Here is a 16,781-nt window from a genome sequence, read left to right as displayed (position 1 = left end):
CTGCGCGACTAAGCCGCCTTAACCATCAAAGATTTTGCGAAATAAAGCCGAGCATCTGATCCGCGGTGGAAATGACCTTGGAGTTCATTTCATAGGCGCGCTGGGTGGTGATCATGTTCACCAACTCCTCAACCACGCTGACGTTGGAGTTTTCTAGGGTGTTCTGCAGCGTGGTACCCAGACCATTCAACCCTGGGGTGCCGACCTGCGGCGCGCCGCTGGACGCGGTTTCCAGGAACAGGTTGTTGCCGATGGCTTCCAACCCTGCCGGGTTAATGAAGTCAGCGGTCTGCAGGTTGCCAACAATCTGCGGCTGCGGGTTGCCGGCAGTGGTCACCGACACGGTGCCGTCCTCACCCACGGTAAAGGTGCGCACTTCATTGGGCAGCACGATGGCCGGCTCCAGCGCGTAGCCGTTGGACGTCACCACCTGACCATCAGAGTTCAGATGAAAGCTACCATCACGGCTGTAGGACACCGTGCCGTCTGGCAGCAGAACTTGGAAGAAGCCACGCCCGTTAATCGCCATATCCAGCGGTTGCTCGGTGGTTTGTAAGCTGCCTGCGGTGAAGATCTTCTGCGTACCCACCACCCGCACACCGGTACCCAGCTGCAAGCCGGACGGCAATTGGCTGTCTTGGCTGGACTGGCCACCTGGTTGACGACGGATCTGGTACAGCAAGTCCTCAAACTCGGCACGATCACGCTTAAAGCCGGTGGTCGAAACGTTGGCCAGGTTGTTGGAAATGGTGGTCAGGTTCATGTCCTGAGCGGTAAGACCGGTCTTACTGACCCACAGTGCAGGAAGCATATCGATTCTCCTCGGGCGCTGGCTTAACGGCGCCGCGTGCTGGTAATTAGGACATCTGCAAGACGCGCGCCATGGCCGCTGAATTGTCTTCGGCGGTGCGCATCATTTTCACTTGCAGTTCAAATTGGCGAGATAGCGAGAGAATCGCGGTCATCTCTTCCACCGCGTTGACGTTGCTCGACTCAAGAAACCCCGAGGTGATTTCCGTGGTGGCATCGGCCAGCACCGGGCCTTGCCCCTTAAAGCGGATAAGGCCGTCTGAGCCCTTTTCCATCTGCTTGAGATCAGGATTGACCAGCTTCAAGCGGTCGACTTCAGCCAGCACGCTGGGCGCTTCACCGAGCGCACGAATACTGATGGTGCCGTCTTTGCCGATTTCAATTTTCTGCTCAGGCGGTACTGCAATCGGCCCGGCGTTGCCCATCACCGGCAAACCGTTGCCGGTACGCAACATGCCCAGAGCGTCGACGTTCAAGCTGGCGGTGCGCACATAAGCTTCAGTGCCGTCAGGCGCCTGCACGGCCAACCAACCTTTACCGCCGACTGCCACGTCGAGATCGCGCCCCGTTTCCTGCAACGCACCTGGGGTGAAGTCAGTGCCGGGGCGCTCACTCATGGCATATACACGCGCCGGTAAACCGTCACCAAAAATCGGCATGGAACGCGCCTGTTCAAAATCCCGGCGAAAGCCACTGGTAGAGATGTTCGCCAGGTTGTTGGCGTGCGAACGCTGAGCCAGGGTGTTGTTGTGGGCACCAGTCATGGAAACGTACAGCATCTTGTCCATGGTTAATCTCCGAGTTGGGCGCGTTGCCAGTTGCTCTATACACGCTACAAAGCAATGCCTATGCCAGCATTCGAAAAATAATCACAAACCATTGATACGTATGAATTTTAAAAATAAAAAAGCTCCATAAAGGAGCCTTTTTAAAAACCGTGGTGGCGTTTTTTTGCCGCCGGCGACAAGCACTTGCCTGCCGCCGGCGGCGATCATCAACGCAGGTTGATAATGGTCTGGGTGATCGCACTCTCGGTTTCGATGGTTTTAGCGTTGGCCTGGTAATTGCGCTGCGCCACGATCAAGTTAACCAACTGATCAGACAGCTCGACGTTGGAGTCTTCCAACGCGCCGGCCTGAATCGCACCCAAAGTACCGGAGCCTGGTGGGTTACGCACAGGTTCTCCCGAATTAAAAGACTGCACCCACTGTGTCTTACCAACCGGTGTAAGCCCCTGCACATTGGCAAAGTCAGCCAGGATAATCTGCCCCTGTATCTTGGATTGACCGTTGGTGTAGCGCGCGAAAATAACGCCGGTTTCGTCGATTTCCAGCCCGGCCAATTCACCCGTGGTGTAACCATTCTGGCTGACACTGTTGACAGCAAAACTGCTTGAAAACTGAGTTGAGCGACGCAAGTCAATCGTCAGGTTTTCCGGGCTTTGCAAGGCACCATTAGGCCCCCACACGGGTGGAGTGGAATTGTCCGGGGCGGCAGGATTCCAGTTGTTGAGAAGCAAAGTACCGTCGGGATTCACAGTGAAATCGCCGCCCGTGGCCGCTTGAAACTGTCCCGACGGGCTGAATGTTAGCGTTGTACTAAACGGCGCAGTACCAGCTGTATTGTCGAAAACAGGGGGAGGTCCTGGAAGTAGAACACTTTGAGGATTAGTCGGATTACGCCCATCAATTAATACATTCATGGTCCAGCTGTTGAGAGCCGGCGGCGCGTCCTTGACGAAATACTGGGTAAGCACATGCGCATTACCCTGTGTGTCGTAGATATTGGTCGAGGTAGACGAGTTGTAGGTCGTTGGGTCAGACGCATTAAACGGCGTAGTGGCCGGCGCCGCATTGGTGGAGTTGAGGTTGAAGACCTGGGTCATGGTCGATGTGGCCTTCGGGTCCTGGCTTGCAGATTGAATCTGCAAGTCACCCACCACCCCCGTCTGCAGATTGCCGTTAGGGTCAACGGTGTAACCCTGCAGGTTGTAGCCAAAGTTATCGACCAAAAAACCTTCTTTGTCTGTGCCGAAATAGCCGGCACGGGTGTAGCTCAACGCACCGTTGTTATTGACTTGAAAAAAACCATTGCCATTAATCGCCAAGTCCAAGGCATTTTGCGTGTAGTTAATGTTGCCCTGGTTGAACAATTGCGAAACGTTGGCCAGCAACACACCGCTACCTTGTGGGTTTTTACCGGTGCCCAACACAGAAGAGGCATACACATCGGCAAACTCGGCACGTGATTGCTTGAAGCCCGCAGTGCCTGCGTTAGCAATGTTGTTACCCGTGACGTTGAGATCTTTGGTTGCTGAACGCAAACCGCTAAGGCCAATATTGAACGACATAGCTGTCTCCTTGTACCGGCGTAACCGGCGCTGAAATCTGTTAGTTACTGACCGATAACCTGCACTTGCGACAGCGGCACACTGCCGAGCCCCGCGAGGTTCAACATCAACTCGCTGCCACCAAGGACTACGCTGTCGACGTTGGCCGGTAACATGGTGTAAAGCCCCTTGGCCTCGCCGTTATAGGTGGCCTGCGCTTCAAACTTATAAGTACCGGGCGGCATCAGGTTGCCGCTGCTGTCTTTGCCGTCCCAGATAAAGCTGACATTGCCGGCCGCCTGCTCACCCAGGTTGACTCGGCCCACTGCAGAGCCGGCCTTGTCATAGATGTTGACGTAGACATTGCTGCTGCTGGTCGGCAGTACCAGGCTCGCCTTGAAGCTCTCACTGGTATCAACCACAGCCTTGTCCGTAGGTACGATGACCTTACGCCCGACCAGCGAAGAAGCCTGCAGCGCTTGGGACGACTGATAGCCACTCAACAAAGAACCCATGCTGGTGTTGAGTTTCTCGATCCCCTCAACCTGGCTGAACTGCGCGAGCTGAGCGATAAACTCGCCATTGCCTTGTGGCTCGAGTGGGTTCTGGTTATTCAACTGAGCCACCAACAGGTTGAGAAACTCGTTTTTACCGAGCTCTTTGTTTTGGCTACTGCCCTGCTTAATCTGGTATTGGTCCAGCGCCGAACCGCTAACATCGCCAACAACACTCATTGCTCTGCACTCCTAATTCGTTGGCTTACTGACCCAAGGTCAATATGCGCTGCATCATCTGCTTGGCGGTGTTCATCATTTCGGTGTTGGTCTGGAAGGCTCGACTGGCTGAAATCATGTCAGCCATCTCTTCCACCACATTGACGTTGGGGTAGTACACATAGCCGCCCTCATCAGCAGCCGGATGGTTCGGCTCATAGCGCGGCATCAGGCTGCTTTGATCCTCAACCACACCCAGCACCTGCACACCCGCACCGGCATTGTCCTGCTCAGCAAACAGCGAACCACGATCGCCGTCCTGCGCGGTTTGGTACACGGTGGCAAACACCGGATGCCTGGCACGGTAGGTTTGATCAATGCTCGAAGACACGGTCTCGGCGTTGGCAATGTTGCTGGCGATGGTATTCAGGCGAGTGCTCTGGGCACTCATACCCAATCCGGCGATATTAAAAACACTGGTAAGTGACATAGCTTCAGGCTCCTATTAATCGCCGCGCAGGGCACTGACCAGCCCTTTGAATTTGCTGTTAAGCAAGGTAAAGCTGGCTTGAAACTGCACCGAGTTCTCCGCGTAGTTCGATTGCTCGATCTGCAGGTCTACGGTGTTCTGATCAATCGATGAGTGCATCGGCGTGCGGTACGCCAGGCTGGCATCGCCAACCATCACGCCATCGGCAGGAATATGGTGGCTATTGGTACGATTCAGGCTGACCGGACCACGCTGGCTATTGGCACTCTGCTCAGCCAAAACACTGGCAAATTGCAGGTCACGCGCCTTGAAGTTGGGCGTGTCAGCGTTCGCGATATTGTTGGCCAACACCTCGGCACGCTGAGTGCGAAAGCCGAGAGCTTTTTCATGTATGCCGAGTGCCCGATCGAAACTGATGCTCATGGTCAGAAACCTTTGCCAGGTGGCGTTGCTGTTTTCCGTGCAAAACCATAAGCAAAGCGTGTGCCATTTTATTTTTTGGCTATTTATCAGTTAGTTAGCCTATAAACCTGGCCTTATGCGTGGCAAAGCGGCAAACGCTTTCCGCCTAGGGGCCTGCAAGCGGCAAGCGCGCACGGCCTTTTGCCACCCTCCCCGGCAATCGACCCTGCAAGGTCATAACTAGCAGCCGACGACGTAAAACTGCGAACGATTCAATTCGCCACCCGGCGCCACTCGTCAGCCAACCACATACAGCTTTGACAAGCATTCTCATTAACATTAGTATCTTTCGCACCAGCCACTGCCCTGCCATGAGCCCAAATCATGTACGTCTGTCTCTGCGAAGGTGTTACTGACGGTCAGATCCGCGAAGCCATTTACGAAGGCTGCTGCAGCTACCGTGATGTGCGCACCACCCTCGGCGTCGCCAGCCAATGCGGCAAATGCGCCTGCCTGGCCAAACAAGTGGTGCGCGAAACCTTGAGCGAAGTGCAAAGCAGCCAGGCCGTGATGACTTATCCGGCAAACTTCGTAGCCGCCTGAATTCAGCGACATAAAAAAACCGGACCTCGTGTCCGGTTTTTTATGGCCAGCCGTTTAAGGTAAGCAGTCTTCGCGCTATCGCTGTGCACTCTTGAGCCTCAGCACATGCTGGTTTATCACAGATAAATCAATGCCTTAGCAGCAAGATGCACAACTTAAGCATTCTTAATCAGATTAAATTTAACTTTAGATTCAAATACTTAGGTTTGACAGCCAAAAACCCGCAGCCCAAAATCAGGTGCTAATTCCCCTGCAAGGCAGACGCAGATATGAAAGGCGACAAGAAAGTCATCCAGCATCTGAACAAGATCCTCGGTAACGAGCTGGTCGCGATCAACCAATACTTCCTGCATGCGCGTATGTACGAAGATTGGGGCCTGAAGAAACTCGGCGAGCATGAGTACCACGAGTCCATCGACGAGATGAAGCATGCGGACAAGCTGATCAAGCGCATCCTTTTCCTCGAAGGCCTGCCCAACCTGCAAGACCTCGGCAAGATCCTGATCGGTGAGAACACCCAGGAAATGCTTGAGTGCGATCTCAAAATCGAGCACAAGGCGCATGCTGATCTGAAAGCAGCGATTGCTTACTGCGAAAGCATCGGCGATTACGCCAGTCGCGAACTGCTCGAAGAAATTCTCTGCTCGGAAGAAGACCATATTGACTGGTTGGAAACTCAGCTCAGCTTGATCGCAGCAGTGGGCCTGCAAAATTACCTGCAATCGCAGATGGACGAATAAGCGCAAAACACCGCGCCACAAACAACAAACCCCGCACTTGGCGGGGTTTGTTGTTTGTGCAGGGGCTGCTTACGCGTCAGCTTTCTGCACGGCGTTTTTGATCAGGGTTTGCAGCTCACCCTTATCGAACATTTCCGCCAGGATGTCGCTGCCGCCGACCAGCTCACCGCCAACCCACAGCTGCGGGAACGTTGGCCAGTTGGCGTATTTTGGCAAATTCGCGCGGATTTCTGGGTTTTGCAGGATGTCGACGTAAGCGAACTTTTCGCCACAGGCCATCACGACTTGCGATGCTTTAGAGGAAAAGCCGCACTGTGGAGCGTTCGGCGAGCCTTTCATGTACAGCAGAACGGTATTGTTAGCGATCTGCTCTTTGATGGTTTCGATGATATCCATTGGGCACCTCAGGACTTAACTTCCCGACTCACGGGTCGGCACGGTGGCGGCATTGTAGCGAAAAGCCGAGCGTAATGCTCGGCCTTCCCTGCCAGTTTCCGTGTACGCGTGAGTGCCGCTCAGGCCGCCTCAACCTGCACCGGCACCCCGTTCAGCGCGGCATTGCCGGACAAAGCGTCGAGCTGCCTCTCATCAGTCAAATCATTGGCACTGGCGCCTGGCTGTTCGCTGGCGATGCTCATCTGCACGCCCGGTCGCGCATGGCCCCAACCATGCGGCAGGCTGACGACACCGGTCATCATCTCGTCACTGGCGGCCACCTCCACTTCGATGACGCCAACCCGCGAACGCACGCGCACCAGCTGACCGTCGCTCAGCCCGCGCTGCTGCAGATCCGCCGGATGCATCAGCAGCTGATGGCGCGGCTTGCCTTTAACCAGGCGGTGGTAATTGTGCATCCAGGAGTTATTGCTGCGCACATGGCGTCGGCCAATCAGCAGCAACTCGTCAGCCTTCGCCGTTGGCTGCGCGGCAAAGCGTTGCAGATCGGCCATGATCACCGCCGGCGCCGCCTGAATCTGCTTGTTAGCAGTTTTCAGGCGCCCGGCCAAGTTGGGCTTGAGCGCGCCCAGGTCGAGCCCGTGCGGGTGCTGACGCAACTTTGCCAGCGACAACTTATGCGCGGATTGGTCGCCGTAGCCCCCCATACGCAAGCCCATGTCGATCATCTGCTCAGGTGGCATGGTCGGTTTGAGCTGCAACTCATTTTTGCCAGCAAAGGCCTTAGCCAAGCCAACAAAAATTTCCCAGTCATGCAACGCACCCTCGGGCTTAGCCAGCACCGCCTCGTTAAAACGAGTGACATTACGCACGGCGAACATATTAAAGGTGGTGTCGTAGTGATCATGTTCGAGCGGCCCAGTTGGCGGCAGGATCAGGTCGGCATAGCGGGTGGTTTCGTTGATGTAGAAATCGATGCTGAGCATAAACTCCAGGCCATCCAGAGCCTGCTCCAGCTGGCGGCCATTGGGTGTGGACAGCACCGGGTTGCCCGCCACCGTCACCAGCGCGCGCACCTGCCCTTCTCCCTCGCTGAGCATTTCCTCGGCCAGGGCTGCAACCGGCAATTCGCCGCCGTACTCCGGCAAGCCGGAAACACGGCTCTGCCAGCAATTGAAATGCCCACCGGAGGTCGAAGCCACCAGGTCTATGGCCGGCTCGGTGCAGAGCACACCGCCGACGCGATCGAGATTACCGGTGACCAGGTTGATCAGCTGCACCAGCCACTGACACAGCGTACCAAAAGCCTGGGTGGAGACGCCCATGCGCCCATAGCAGACCGCCGACTCGGCAGCGGCAAAGTCCCGCGCCAACTGGCGAATCACCTGAGCCGGCACGCCACAACGGGCGTTCATGGCTTCGGCGGTAAAGCTGGCAATCGCCTGGCGTACGTCATCCAACCCCTCTATCGCCAGGTGGCTGGCGCGACCGAGGTTTTCCTCGAACAGGGTATTGAGCAGGCCAAATAGCAGGGCCGCATCTTGGCCGGGGCGGACGAATACATGCTGGTCGGCAATCACCGCCGTTTCGCTGCGGCGCGGATCAACCACTACCAGCTTGCCGCCGCGTTTTTGGATGGCCTTCAGACGCTTTTCCACGTCCGGCACGGTCATGATGCTGCCGTTGGAGGCCAGCGGGTTGCCGCCGAGGATCAGCATAAAATCGGTGTGATCGATATCCGGAATCGGAATCAGCAGGCCATGGCCGTACATCAAATGGCTGGTCAGGTGATGCGGCAGCTGATCGACCGAGGTGGCAGAAAAGCGATTGCGTGTTTTCAGCAGGCCAAGAAAGTAATTGCTATGCGTCATCAGGCCGTAGTTGTGCACGCTCGGGTTGCCCTGATACACCGCCACGGCGTTCTGCCCATGCAGCGAACGGATCGAGCTTAAGCGCTCGGCAACAAGCTCAAAGGCCTCATCCCAGCCAATGGCTTGCCACTCGTTGCCGACGCGGCGCATCGGCTGGCGCAGACGATCAGGGTCGCTCTGGATGTCCTGCAGGGCTACGGCTTTGGGGCAGATATGGCCTCGGCTGAAGGTATCCTGGGCATCGCCCTTGATTGAGCGAATCTGCACCGTGCCGTCGGGCTGGGTTTCGGTCTCGATGCTCAGACCACAAATGGCCTCGCAGAGATGGCATGCACGGTGATGGAGGGACTTGGTCATGGCCTGGCCTCTTGTTTTAAGAACCTGTTCGTATCTGCTGCGCGTCGGCCAAACTGCGTTGAAAACGGCTTCGGAATGCTCATGTACAAAAGTACACTCCGCCTCCTCAGCCGTTTTCGCCTTGTTTTGCTCTAGCTCGCGAGATCCGCGACAAGTTCTAAGTCAACACGCTGAATATCGTAAAGGCATGACTATGGCGGCTGGTAGCACCCTGTACCAGCAGGGTTTATTCCGTGAATTGCGCGGCATTAGATCAACCGATATAGGCGTAAGTGTTCACCGCAGTGCCTTCACCGCCTTCCAGCGTGAAAGCGCGGGCAATTTGCGCCTGCTTGTCATTTCCTTATAAGATCGCGACTTCCCCGTTTCGTCGCATGATGCGGCCCCAAGCCGTAGGTTCTGCCGTTTCTTCAATTTAATTAGGCCATTGAACCTGCGCCCCGTTGTCAAAAGGTAGTTAACGATGAGCGCAAGACACTTTCTCTCGCTGATGGATTGCACGCCCGCTGAACTGGTGAGCCTGATCCGCCGAGGCATGGAGCTGAAGGACTTGCGTAACCGCGGCGTACTGTTTGAGCCGCTGAAAAACCGCGTATTGGGCATGATCTTCGAGAAGGCCTCAACCCGCACCCGCCTGTCGTTCGAAGCCGGCATGATCCAACTCGGCGGCCAGGCCATCTTCTTGTCGCCACGTGACACCCAGCTGGGCCGTGGCGAGCCGATTGGTGATGCTGCCATCGTCATGTCGCGCATGCTTGATGCGGTAATGATCCGCACCTTCGCCCACAGCACCCTGACTGAGTTCGCCGCCAATTCGCGCGTGCCGGTAATCAACGGCCTGTCCGATGACCTGCATCCCTGCCAACTGTTGGCTGACATGCAGACCTATCAGGAACATCGCGGCAGCATTAAAGGTAAAACCGTGGCCTGGATCGGCGACGGCAACAACATGTGCAACTCCTATATAGAAGCGGCCATCCAGTTCGACTTCCAGCTGCGCGTGGCTTGCCCCGAGGGCTACGAGCCGAACGCCCGCTTGTTGGCCCTGGCGGGCGAGCGCGTGCAGGTGCTACGTGATCCGCTGCAGGCTGTGGCCGGCGCGCACTTGGTGAGCACTGACGTCTGGGCCTCCATGGGCCAGGAAGAGGAAGCCGCCGAGCGCATGCGTCAGTTCCAGCCGTATCAGGTGACGCGCGCCCTCCTCGACGCCGCCGCCGAGGACGTGTTGTTCCTGCACTGCCTGCCGGCGCATCGCGGCGAGGAAATCAGCGTCGACCTGCTCGATGACCCTCGCTCAGTGGCGTGGGATCAGGCGGAAAACCGTCTGCACGCGCAGAAAGCGCTGCTCGAATTTTTGGTTGAACCGGCGTACCACCACGCATGAGCCAAGCCCTGCTAAACCTACGCGAACTCAGCTGCGGCTACCCGGACCACAAAGTGGTGCAGCAACTCAACCTGCACCTAAATGCGGGGGATATTGGTTGCCTACTCGGCCCTTCCGGTTGCGGCAAAACCACCACATTGCGTGCCATTGCCGGTTTTGAGCCGGTGCTGGAAGGTGAGATTCAGCTGGCCGATCAGGTGATCTCTAAGGCCGGCTTTACCCTGGCCCCGGAGAAACGTCGGATCGGCATGGTGTTTCAGGATTACGCGCTGTTTCCGCACCTGAGCGTGGCCGAGAACATCGGTTTTGGTATTCGCAAACAGCCCAACTGCGAGCGCGTCACCCAAGAGCTGATGGAGCTGGTCAAGCTCGGTCATCTGGGCAAGCGCTACCCGCACGAGCTGTCCGGCGGCCAACAGCAACGCGTGGCCCTTGCCCGTGCGCTCGCGCCGGAACCGCAACTGCTGCTGCTCGATGAACCCTTTTCCAATCTTGACGGTGAATTGCGCCGCCGCTTAAGCCATGAGGTGCGTGACATCCTCAAGGCGCGCGGCACCAGCGCGATTCTGGTCACCCATGATCAGGAAGAAGCCTTTGCTGTCAGTGATCATGTCGGTGTGTTCAAGGAAGGCAAGCTGGAGCAGTGGGACACCCCGTTTAATCTCTACCACGAGCCGCTGACCCCCTTTGTCGCCAGCTTTATCGGCCAGGGTTATTTCATTCGCGGGCAACTGCTCAGTCCGGACTCGGTGCAGACCGAACTCGGCCTGATTCGCGGCAACCGCGCCTACACCTGGCCAAGCGGCAGCGCGGTGGATGTGCTGTTGCGCCCGGACGACATCGTCTATGACCCCGACAGCCCACAAAAAGCGCTGATCGTCGGCAAGACCTTCCTCGGTGCAGCGACCCTGTATCGCCTGCAACTGCCGACTGGCAGCCAGTTGGAGTCGGTGTTCCCCAGCCACGCCGACCACCAGCCAGGCCAACAGGTCGGTATTCGCGTAGCCGCCGACCACTTGGTGGTGTTCCCGGCACTTGGAAGCATTGCCGCTCAAGTCACTCTGGGCGAGTCCGGTGTGCGCCGCTTCAGCAGCGACAGCTAATCAACTCACGGTAGTAACAGCCGGCCACTGGCGACCAACAGCGCCTGGCCGGCAATCTTTACCCGCTCGCCAGCTAACTCGCACTGCAACTCGCCGCCACGCGCTGAACACTGAAACGCGCGCAACTGGCGTTTACCCAGGCGCGCAGCCCAATAGGGCGTAAGCATGCAGTGGGCCGAGCCGGTGACGGGGTCTTCATCAATACCGATGGCTGGGGCAAAGTAACGCGAAACGAAATCATGCTGCTTACCGGGCGCGCTGATCAGCAGCCCCAGCCCTGGCAATGTTGCCACTGCCGCCAAGTCTGGCTGACAAGCACGTACCGCAGCCTCCGAAGCCAGAATAGCCAACAACTCTTGAATACCCTCAGCACCTGACCAGGCCAGTACCGCCTGCACGGGCATACCCAAGGCGCGCTCCACCTCGCCCACCAACGCATGGGGCTGCGCTAAGCGCACCGGGAAATCCAGCACCAGCTGAGCGCCCTCACGGGTAACGCGCAACGCCCCGGACAAGCAGCTGAAATCGATAATAGGACCCGGCTCGTCGTAGACCTCAAACAGCACATGCGCAGCCGCCAGCGTGGCATGGCCGCACAGCGGCACTTCGGCCGTGGGGGTAAACCAGCGGATATGCCAGGTGGCACCGTCTTTCACTACAAAGGCGGTTTCCGCCAGGTTGTGCTCGGCGGCAATCTGCTGCATCAGGGCATCGTCAAGCCAGCTGTCTAAGCGATAAACCATCGCCGGATTACCGGTAAACAGCTGCGTGGCGAAAGCATCGACCTGGTGAAATTCAAGCTGCATGGATGCCTCTCCTGATTCCTAACAGCGCGCAGCATGCCTTAGCACCCACACACTCGAACAGCTGCCGATGCCTTCGCGCATGCCGCAAAACAGCGATCAGACACAAACTCAAAGACCTCAGAGCAGCCTCACGCTTCGCTACGCACTCTTTTGACTGCATCCAGCCAACCGTCATACAAGCTGCTGCGGTGACTATCAGCCATGCGCGGATTGAAACGCTGCTGACGATGCCAGTGCAGGGCAATGCTCTGCAGGTCCTGATAAAGCCCAGCCTGCAGGCCTGCCAGGTAAGCGACGCCAAGAGCGGTGGTTTCGGTGACCTCAGGGCGCTCAACAGGCACGCCCAGAATGTCGGCAAGAAACTGCATAAGCCAATTGTTTTCCACCATGCCGCCATCCACCCGCAGCGCATTGGGCTCGGCAGCACCGTCCTGACGCATGGCTTCGAGCAGATCACGGGTCTGATAACACACCGACTGTAGGCCGGCGGTGACGATTTCCTTGATCCCGGTATCACGGGTCAGGCCGAAGATAGCGCCACGAGCTTTCGGGTCCCAGTACGGCGCACCCAGACCGGTAAACGCCGGTACCAAGTACACGCCGCAGGCATCGCCGGTTTGCTCGGCCATGGCCTCACTATCGCGGGCATGGCTTATCAGTTTGATGCCATCGCGCAGCCACTGCACAGCGGCGCCAGCGACAAAGATGCTGCCCTCAACCGCGTAGGTAACCTTACCGTTGAGGCGATAGGCGACCGTGGTCAACAAGCGATTCTTTGAGGTGACGGGGGTGCTGCCGGTGTTCTGAATCATGAAGCAACCAGTGCCATAAGTACTTTTCACCATGCCAGGAGCAAAGCACGCCTGGCCGATCAGCGCGGCTTGCTGATCACCCGCCATACCCAACACCGGAATCGATGCGCCCAACAGGCTGGCCTCGGTAACGCCAAAATCGGCGGCGCAATCGAGCACCTCCGGCAGCAGGCTCGGCGGAATGTCGAACAGCGCGAGCAACTCATCGTCCCATTGCTGGGTGTGAATATTGAACAGCGAGGTACGCGAGGCGTTGCTGGCATCGGTCTTGTGCGATTTGCCACCGGTCAGGCGCCACAACAAAAATGAGTCGACGGTACCGAAGCGCAATTCACCGCGCTCAGCCCGCTCGCGGGCACCCGGCACGTTTTCCAAAACCCAGCGCAGTTTGGTTGCGGAAAAATAGGGGTCGATCAGCAATCCAGTCTTGGCGGCCACCATCGCTTCGTGGCCTGCGGCTTTTAGCTGCGCACAGTAATCGGCGGTGCGCCGGTCCTGCCAAACAATTGCAGGGTGGATTGGCGTGCCAGTCTGCGCATCCCAGACCAGGGTGGTTTCACGCTGGTTAGTAATGCCGATCGCCGCCACGTCACTGGCACTCAAGCCAATCTGCTTGAGCGCCTCACGGCATACCTTGAGGGTGCTCAGCCACAGCTCTTCACCATCATGCTCAACCCAGCCGTCCTGGGGGAAATACTGCTTGAACTCCTGCTGTGCGCGCGCCACCGGTAAACCCTGGGCACTGAACACAATCGCCCGGCTGCTGGTGGTGCCCTGGTCGATGGCAAGCAGGTAATGAGACATGCAGATTTCCTTGTTTTTATAAGTTGTAGAGCGGCCGCTAGCCGCGACCAATAGGTGCAAACAACGCCTGCGTCAGCTGCGCCAGCACTGCGGCGTCCAACTGCACTTCCAGCCCGCGCCGCCCGGCGCTGACGTAGATATTGGGAAACTGCTGCGCCGACTCATCAATAAAAGTGCGCAGGCGCTTCTTCTGCCCCAGCGGGCTGATCCCACCTAACAGATAACCGGTGGCCCGTTGCGCCGCGGCGGGGTCAGCCATATCGGCTTTTTTCACCCCCGCAGCGTGAGCCAGGGCTTTCAAATCAAGCGTACCGGCCACCGGCACCACTGCCACCAGCAGCTCGCCTTTTTCACTGGCTGCCAGCAGCGTCTTGAACACCTGAGCAGGCTCAAGATTGAGCTTTTCCGCCGCTTCCAGGCCGTAGGAAGCGGCCTTGGGGTCGTGGTGATAACTGTGCACGTGGTGCACGGCTTTGGCTTTTTTTAGCAGGTCGATGGCTGGAGTCATGTTCGAATGTGAAAATAATCTGACAACGTTGGCGTACATTAGCCGAAAAAAACATCCGGAGCAGTTTTTAAGGTTGCCCAGCAACGCCGCGCAGGGTAGCGCCTTACGGGGCAGAGCATTATTTACCGAGTGACCGCCTATAATGAAGCTCACCTTCAAGGAGCTTCCATGACCCTGCCGCCCCGCCAACACGATATTCTTGAACTCGCCCGTGAACGCGGCTATGTCAGCATCGATGAGTTAGCCCAGGCGTTTGCCGTCACTCCGCAAACCATTCGCCGCGACATCAACCAACTTGCTGAACAGGGCCTACTACGCCGCACCCACGGTGGTGCAGCGAGTGAAAGCTCCAGCACGCAAAACACCGCCTACAGCATGCGCGCCGGGCTTATGCGTGATGAGAAGCAGCGTATCGCCACGGCAATTGCCGCGCAGATTCCCGATCACGCCTCGCTGTTTATCAACATCGGCACCACCACCGAGGCCATTGCCCGCGAACTGCTGGGGCATAAGGGCCTGAAAATCATCACCAACAACCTGCATGTGGCCGCGCAACTCAGCGCCAAGGCGGACTTTGAGGTGCTACTGGCAGGCGGCACGGTGCGCAGCGACGGCGGCATTGTGGGCCAGGCGGCAGTGGATTTTATCCAGCAATTCAAGGTCGACTTCGCCCTAGTCGGCATCAGTGGCATCGATGAAGACGGCAGCCTGCTCGACTTCGATTACCAGGAAGTACGGGTATCCCAGGCCATCATCAGCAATGCGCGCCAGGTCTTTCTGGCCGTCGACTCCAGCAAGTTCGGCCGCAATGCCGTGGTGCGCCTGGGCTCGGTTGCCCTTGTTGATCGGCTCTTCACCGATGCCGCGCCGTCCGCGGCAATCAACCGCCTACTCGCCGAGCACAAAGTACACCTCGACCTGGTGTAAGACTGTCAACACTGGCCTGGCACCTGCTTAGCCGATATCCCGTTACCCATTCCTCACAACCGCTGGGCGCGAAAGCGCACTTCGGGGTGGCGAAGCTGTGGGTATTCGACTAGCATATTTTCGAAAGTGAACATTAAAAGTTCAATACTGACTTTCGGTGCAGCCATGCCTACCCGTCCCGCCAGCAACACTCCACTCGCTGAAGTCTATGACCTTGCCGTGATCGGCGGTGGCATCAATGGTGTCGGTATCGCAGCCGATGCTGCGGGCCGGGGTTTGTCTGTGTTTCTTTGTGAAAAAGACGACCTGGCGCAACACACCTCATCGGCCAGCAGCAAGCTGATCCATGGTGGCCTGCGCTACCTGGAGCACTATGAATTCCGCCTGGTGCGTGAAGCCTTGGCTGAGCGCGAGGTGCTGCTTAGCAAAGCACCACATATCGTCAAACCCATGCGTTTTATCCTCCCCCACCGCCCGCACCTGCGGCCGGCGTGGATGATCCGCGCCGGTCTGTTTCTCTATGATCATTTGGGCAAGCGCGAGAAGCTGGCCGGTTCACGCAGCCTACGCTTCGGCGCCGGCAGCCCATTGAAAAGCGAGATCAGCCGGGGCTTCGAATACTCCGATTGCTGGGTCGATGACGCCCGCCTGGTGGTACTCAATGCCATGGCTGCCCGCGAACAAGGTGCGCACATACACAGCCGCACCCGCTGCGTCAGCGCGCGGCGCAGCAAGGGCCTGTGGCATATCCATCTGGAGCGCAGCGACGGCAGCCTGTTCTCGATTCGCGCCCGCGCCCTGGTCAATGCAGCTGGGCCTTGGGTGGCGCGGTTTATTCGCGAGGATCTGAAACAGGAATCGCCCTACGGCATCCGCCTGATTCAAGGCAGCCATATCGTTGTGCCGCGCCTGTTTGACGGCGAGCAGGCCTACATTCTGCAAAACGAAGACCGCCGTATCGTGTTCGCCATTCCTTATCAGGAACGCTTCACCCTGATCGGCACCACGGACCGCGAATACCAAGGCGACCCAGCCAAGGTGACGATCAGTGAGGAAGAAACCGATTACTTATTGAACGTAGTCAACGCTCACTTCAAAAAGCAGCTCAGCCGCAGCGACATTCTGCACAGCTACGCTGGCGTGCGGCCGCTGTGCGACGACGAGTCAGACGACCCGTCAGCAGTGACCCGTGACTACACCCTGTCTTTGTCGGGCCAACCTGGTGAAGCACCGCTGCTCTCCGTGTTCGGCGGCAAGCTCACCACCTACCGCAAGCTCGCCGAGTCGGCGCTGGCGCAACTGGCGCCCTTCTTCCCCAAGATGGGCCCAAGCTGGACCGCCAGCAGTCTGCTGCCCGGCGCCGAGCAACTGGACAGCCAGAACGCGCTGATTGAAGCCCTGTGCGCCCGCTATGGCTGGCTGCCCACCTCACTGGCGCGGCGCTGGGCCAGCAGCTACGGCAGCCGCAGCTGGTTGATGCTCAAAGGCGTGAGCAGCCTCAGCGACCTGGGCGAACACCTCGGCGCTGGCCTGTACACCCGTGAAGTCGATTACTTGTGCCAGGAAGAATGGGCCATGCAGGCGGACGACATTCTCTGGCGCCGCAGCAAGCTCGGCCTGTTCACCACCCCGGCGCAGCAAGCCAAGCTCGACAGTTACCTGCGCATCGGATCACCGCGCAGCCCGGAAGATGCACACGCGGCGTGAGCACTTTAAGTGGTCACAT

Annotated in this window: 17 protein-coding genes; 6 read left to right on the top strand and 11 right to left on the bottom strand. The window is 57.9% G+C overall.

What is annotated here, in order from left to right; translation table 11 throughout:
* Positions 1 to 25 precede the first annotated feature (25 nt).
* From flgG to flgB, 6 genes are all read right to left on the bottom strand, one after another.
* Complete coding sequence (gene flgG, locus AC0J6G_RS03440; RefSeq protein ID WP_397494392.1) at positions 26 to 811, bottom strand: flagellar basal-body rod protein FlgG; 786 nt, start codon at positions 809 to 811, stop codon at positions 26 to 28.
* Between the two features lie 46 nt (positions 812 to 857).
* Positions 858 to 1,598 (bottom strand): flagellar basal body rod protein FlgF, encoded by a 741-nt coding sequence (locus tag AC0J6G_RS03435; RefSeq protein WP_475251312.1) that lies wholly within the window; start codon positions 1,596 to 1,598, stop codon positions 858 to 860.
* A gap of 206 nt (positions 1,599 to 1,804) precedes the next feature.
* Complete coding sequence (gene flgE / locus AC0J6G_RS03430; RefSeq protein WP_475251310.1) at positions 1,805 to 3,160, bottom strand: flagellar hook protein FlgE; 1,356 nt, start codon at positions 3,158 to 3,160, stop codon at positions 1,805 to 1,807.
* Between the two features lie 44 nt (positions 3,161 to 3,204).
* The gene (flgD, locus tag AC0J6G_RS03425) at positions 3,205 to 3,873 is read right to left on the bottom strand and encodes a flagellar hook assembly protein FlgD (RefSeq protein ID WP_475251308.1); all 669 of its coding nucleotides are present in this window, start codon (positions 3,871 to 3,873) and stop codon (positions 3,205 to 3,207) included.
* Positions 3,874 to 3,898: 25 nt separating this feature from the next.
* A complete protein-coding gene (gene flgC, locus AC0J6G_RS03420; RefSeq protein WP_475251306.1) occupies positions 3,899 to 4,342 on the bottom strand; it encodes a flagellar basal body rod protein FlgC in 444 nt (147 codons plus the stop codon).
* Between the two features lie 15 nt (positions 4,343 to 4,357).
* Entirely contained in the window at positions 4,358 to 4,765 is a 408-nt protein-coding gene (gene flgB / locus AC0J6G_RS03415) for a flagellar basal body rod protein FlgB (RefSeq protein ID WP_475251304.1), read from the bottom strand.
* 363 nt (positions 4,766 to 5,128) lie between these two features.
* Here flgB and AC0J6G_RS03410 point away from each other — a divergent pair, with 363 nt between their 5' ends.
* Both AC0J6G_RS03410 and bfr read left to right on the top strand, forming a co-directional pair.
* On the top strand, positions 5,129 to 5,347 hold the full coding sequence (locus AC0J6G_RS03410; protein ID WP_475251302.1) for a bacterioferritin-associated ferredoxin: 219 nt from the start codon (positions 5,129 to 5,131) through the stop codon (positions 5,345 to 5,347).
* A 269-nt stretch (positions 5,348 to 5,616) separates the two neighbouring features.
* Positions 5,617 to 6,087 carry a bacterioferritin gene (bfr, locus tag AC0J6G_RS03405; protein ID WP_475251300.1) on the top strand — a complete coding sequence of 157 codons (471 nt, stop codon included), beginning with the start codon at positions 5,617 to 5,619 and terminating at the stop codon, positions 6,085 to 6,087.
* A 69-nt stretch (positions 6,088 to 6,156) separates the two neighbouring features.
* On the opposite strand, the gene grxD is transcribed toward bfr, so the two are convergent.
* Positions 6,157 to 6,483 carry a Grx4 family monothiol glutaredoxin gene (grxD, locus tag AC0J6G_RS03400; RefSeq protein WP_475251298.1) on the bottom strand — a complete coding sequence of 109 codons (327 nt, stop codon included), beginning with the start codon at positions 6,481 to 6,483 and terminating at the stop codon, positions 6,157 to 6,159.
* Between the two features lie 119 nt (positions 6,484 to 6,602).
* Positions 6,603 to 8,711 carry a molybdopterin oxidoreductase family protein gene (locus AC0J6G_RS03395; RefSeq protein ID WP_475251296.1) on the bottom strand — a complete coding sequence of 703 codons (2,109 nt, stop codon included), beginning with the start codon at positions 8,709 to 8,711 and terminating at the stop codon, positions 6,603 to 6,605.
* A gap of 463 nt (positions 8,712 to 9,174) precedes the next feature.
* Between AC0J6G_RS03395 and argF the strand changes: the two genes are divergently transcribed.
* Positions 9,175 to 10,095 carry an ornithine carbamoyltransferase gene (gene argF, locus AC0J6G_RS03390; protein ID WP_475251294.1) on the top strand — a complete coding sequence of 307 codons (921 nt, stop codon included), beginning with the start codon at positions 9,175 to 9,177 and terminating at the stop codon, positions 10,093 to 10,095.
* Complete coding sequence (locus AC0J6G_RS03385) at positions 10,092 to 11,198, top strand: ABC transporter ATP-binding protein (protein WP_475251292.1); 1,107 nt, start codon at positions 10,092 to 10,094, stop codon at positions 11,196 to 11,198. Before argF ends, AC0J6G_RS03385 begins: the two co-directional genes overlap by 4 nt.
* Positions 11,199 to 11,203: 5 nt before the next feature.
* On the opposite strand, the gene AC0J6G_RS03380 is transcribed toward AC0J6G_RS03385, so the two are convergent.
* The 3 genes from AC0J6G_RS03380 to ybaK all read right to left on the bottom strand — a co-directional run bounded on the left by AC0J6G_RS03380 (position 11,204) and on the right by ybaK (position 14,128).
* Complete coding sequence (locus AC0J6G_RS03380) at positions 11,204 to 12,004, bottom strand: PhzF family phenazine biosynthesis protein (protein WP_475251290.1); 801 nt, start codon at positions 12,002 to 12,004, stop codon at positions 11,204 to 11,206.
* A 128-nt stretch (positions 12,005 to 12,132) separates the two neighbouring features.
* Positions 12,133 to 13,620 (bottom strand): glycerol kinase GlpK, encoded by a 1,488-nt coding sequence (glpK, locus tag AC0J6G_RS03375; protein WP_475251288.1) that lies wholly within the window; start codon positions 13,618 to 13,620, stop codon positions 12,133 to 12,135.
* 37 nt (positions 13,621 to 13,657) lie between these two features.
* Entirely contained in the window at positions 13,658 to 14,128 is a 471-nt protein-coding gene (ybaK, locus tag AC0J6G_RS03370; protein WP_475251286.1) for a Cys-tRNA(Pro) deacylase, read from the bottom strand.
* 168 nt (positions 14,129 to 14,296) lie between these two features.
* On the opposite strand from ybaK, the gene AC0J6G_RS03365 reads away from it, so the two are divergent.
* Positions 14,297 to 15,055, top strand: a complete 759-nt coding sequence (locus AC0J6G_RS03365) for a DeoR family transcriptional regulator (protein ID WP_475251284.1) — start codon at positions 14,297 to 14,299, stop codon at positions 15,053 to 15,055.
* 165 nt (positions 15,056 to 15,220) lie between these two features.
* Entirely contained in the window at positions 15,221 to 16,762 is a 1,542-nt protein-coding gene (glpD, locus tag AC0J6G_RS03360) for a glycerol-3-phosphate dehydrogenase (RefSeq protein ID WP_475251282.1), read from the top strand.
* Positions 16,763 to 16,781: the final 19 nt, after the last annotated feature.

It is taken from the genome of Pseudomonas sp. TS_SC_3 (assembly GCF_056156225.1).
This window is presented reverse-complemented; position numbering and strand designations above follow the sequence as displayed.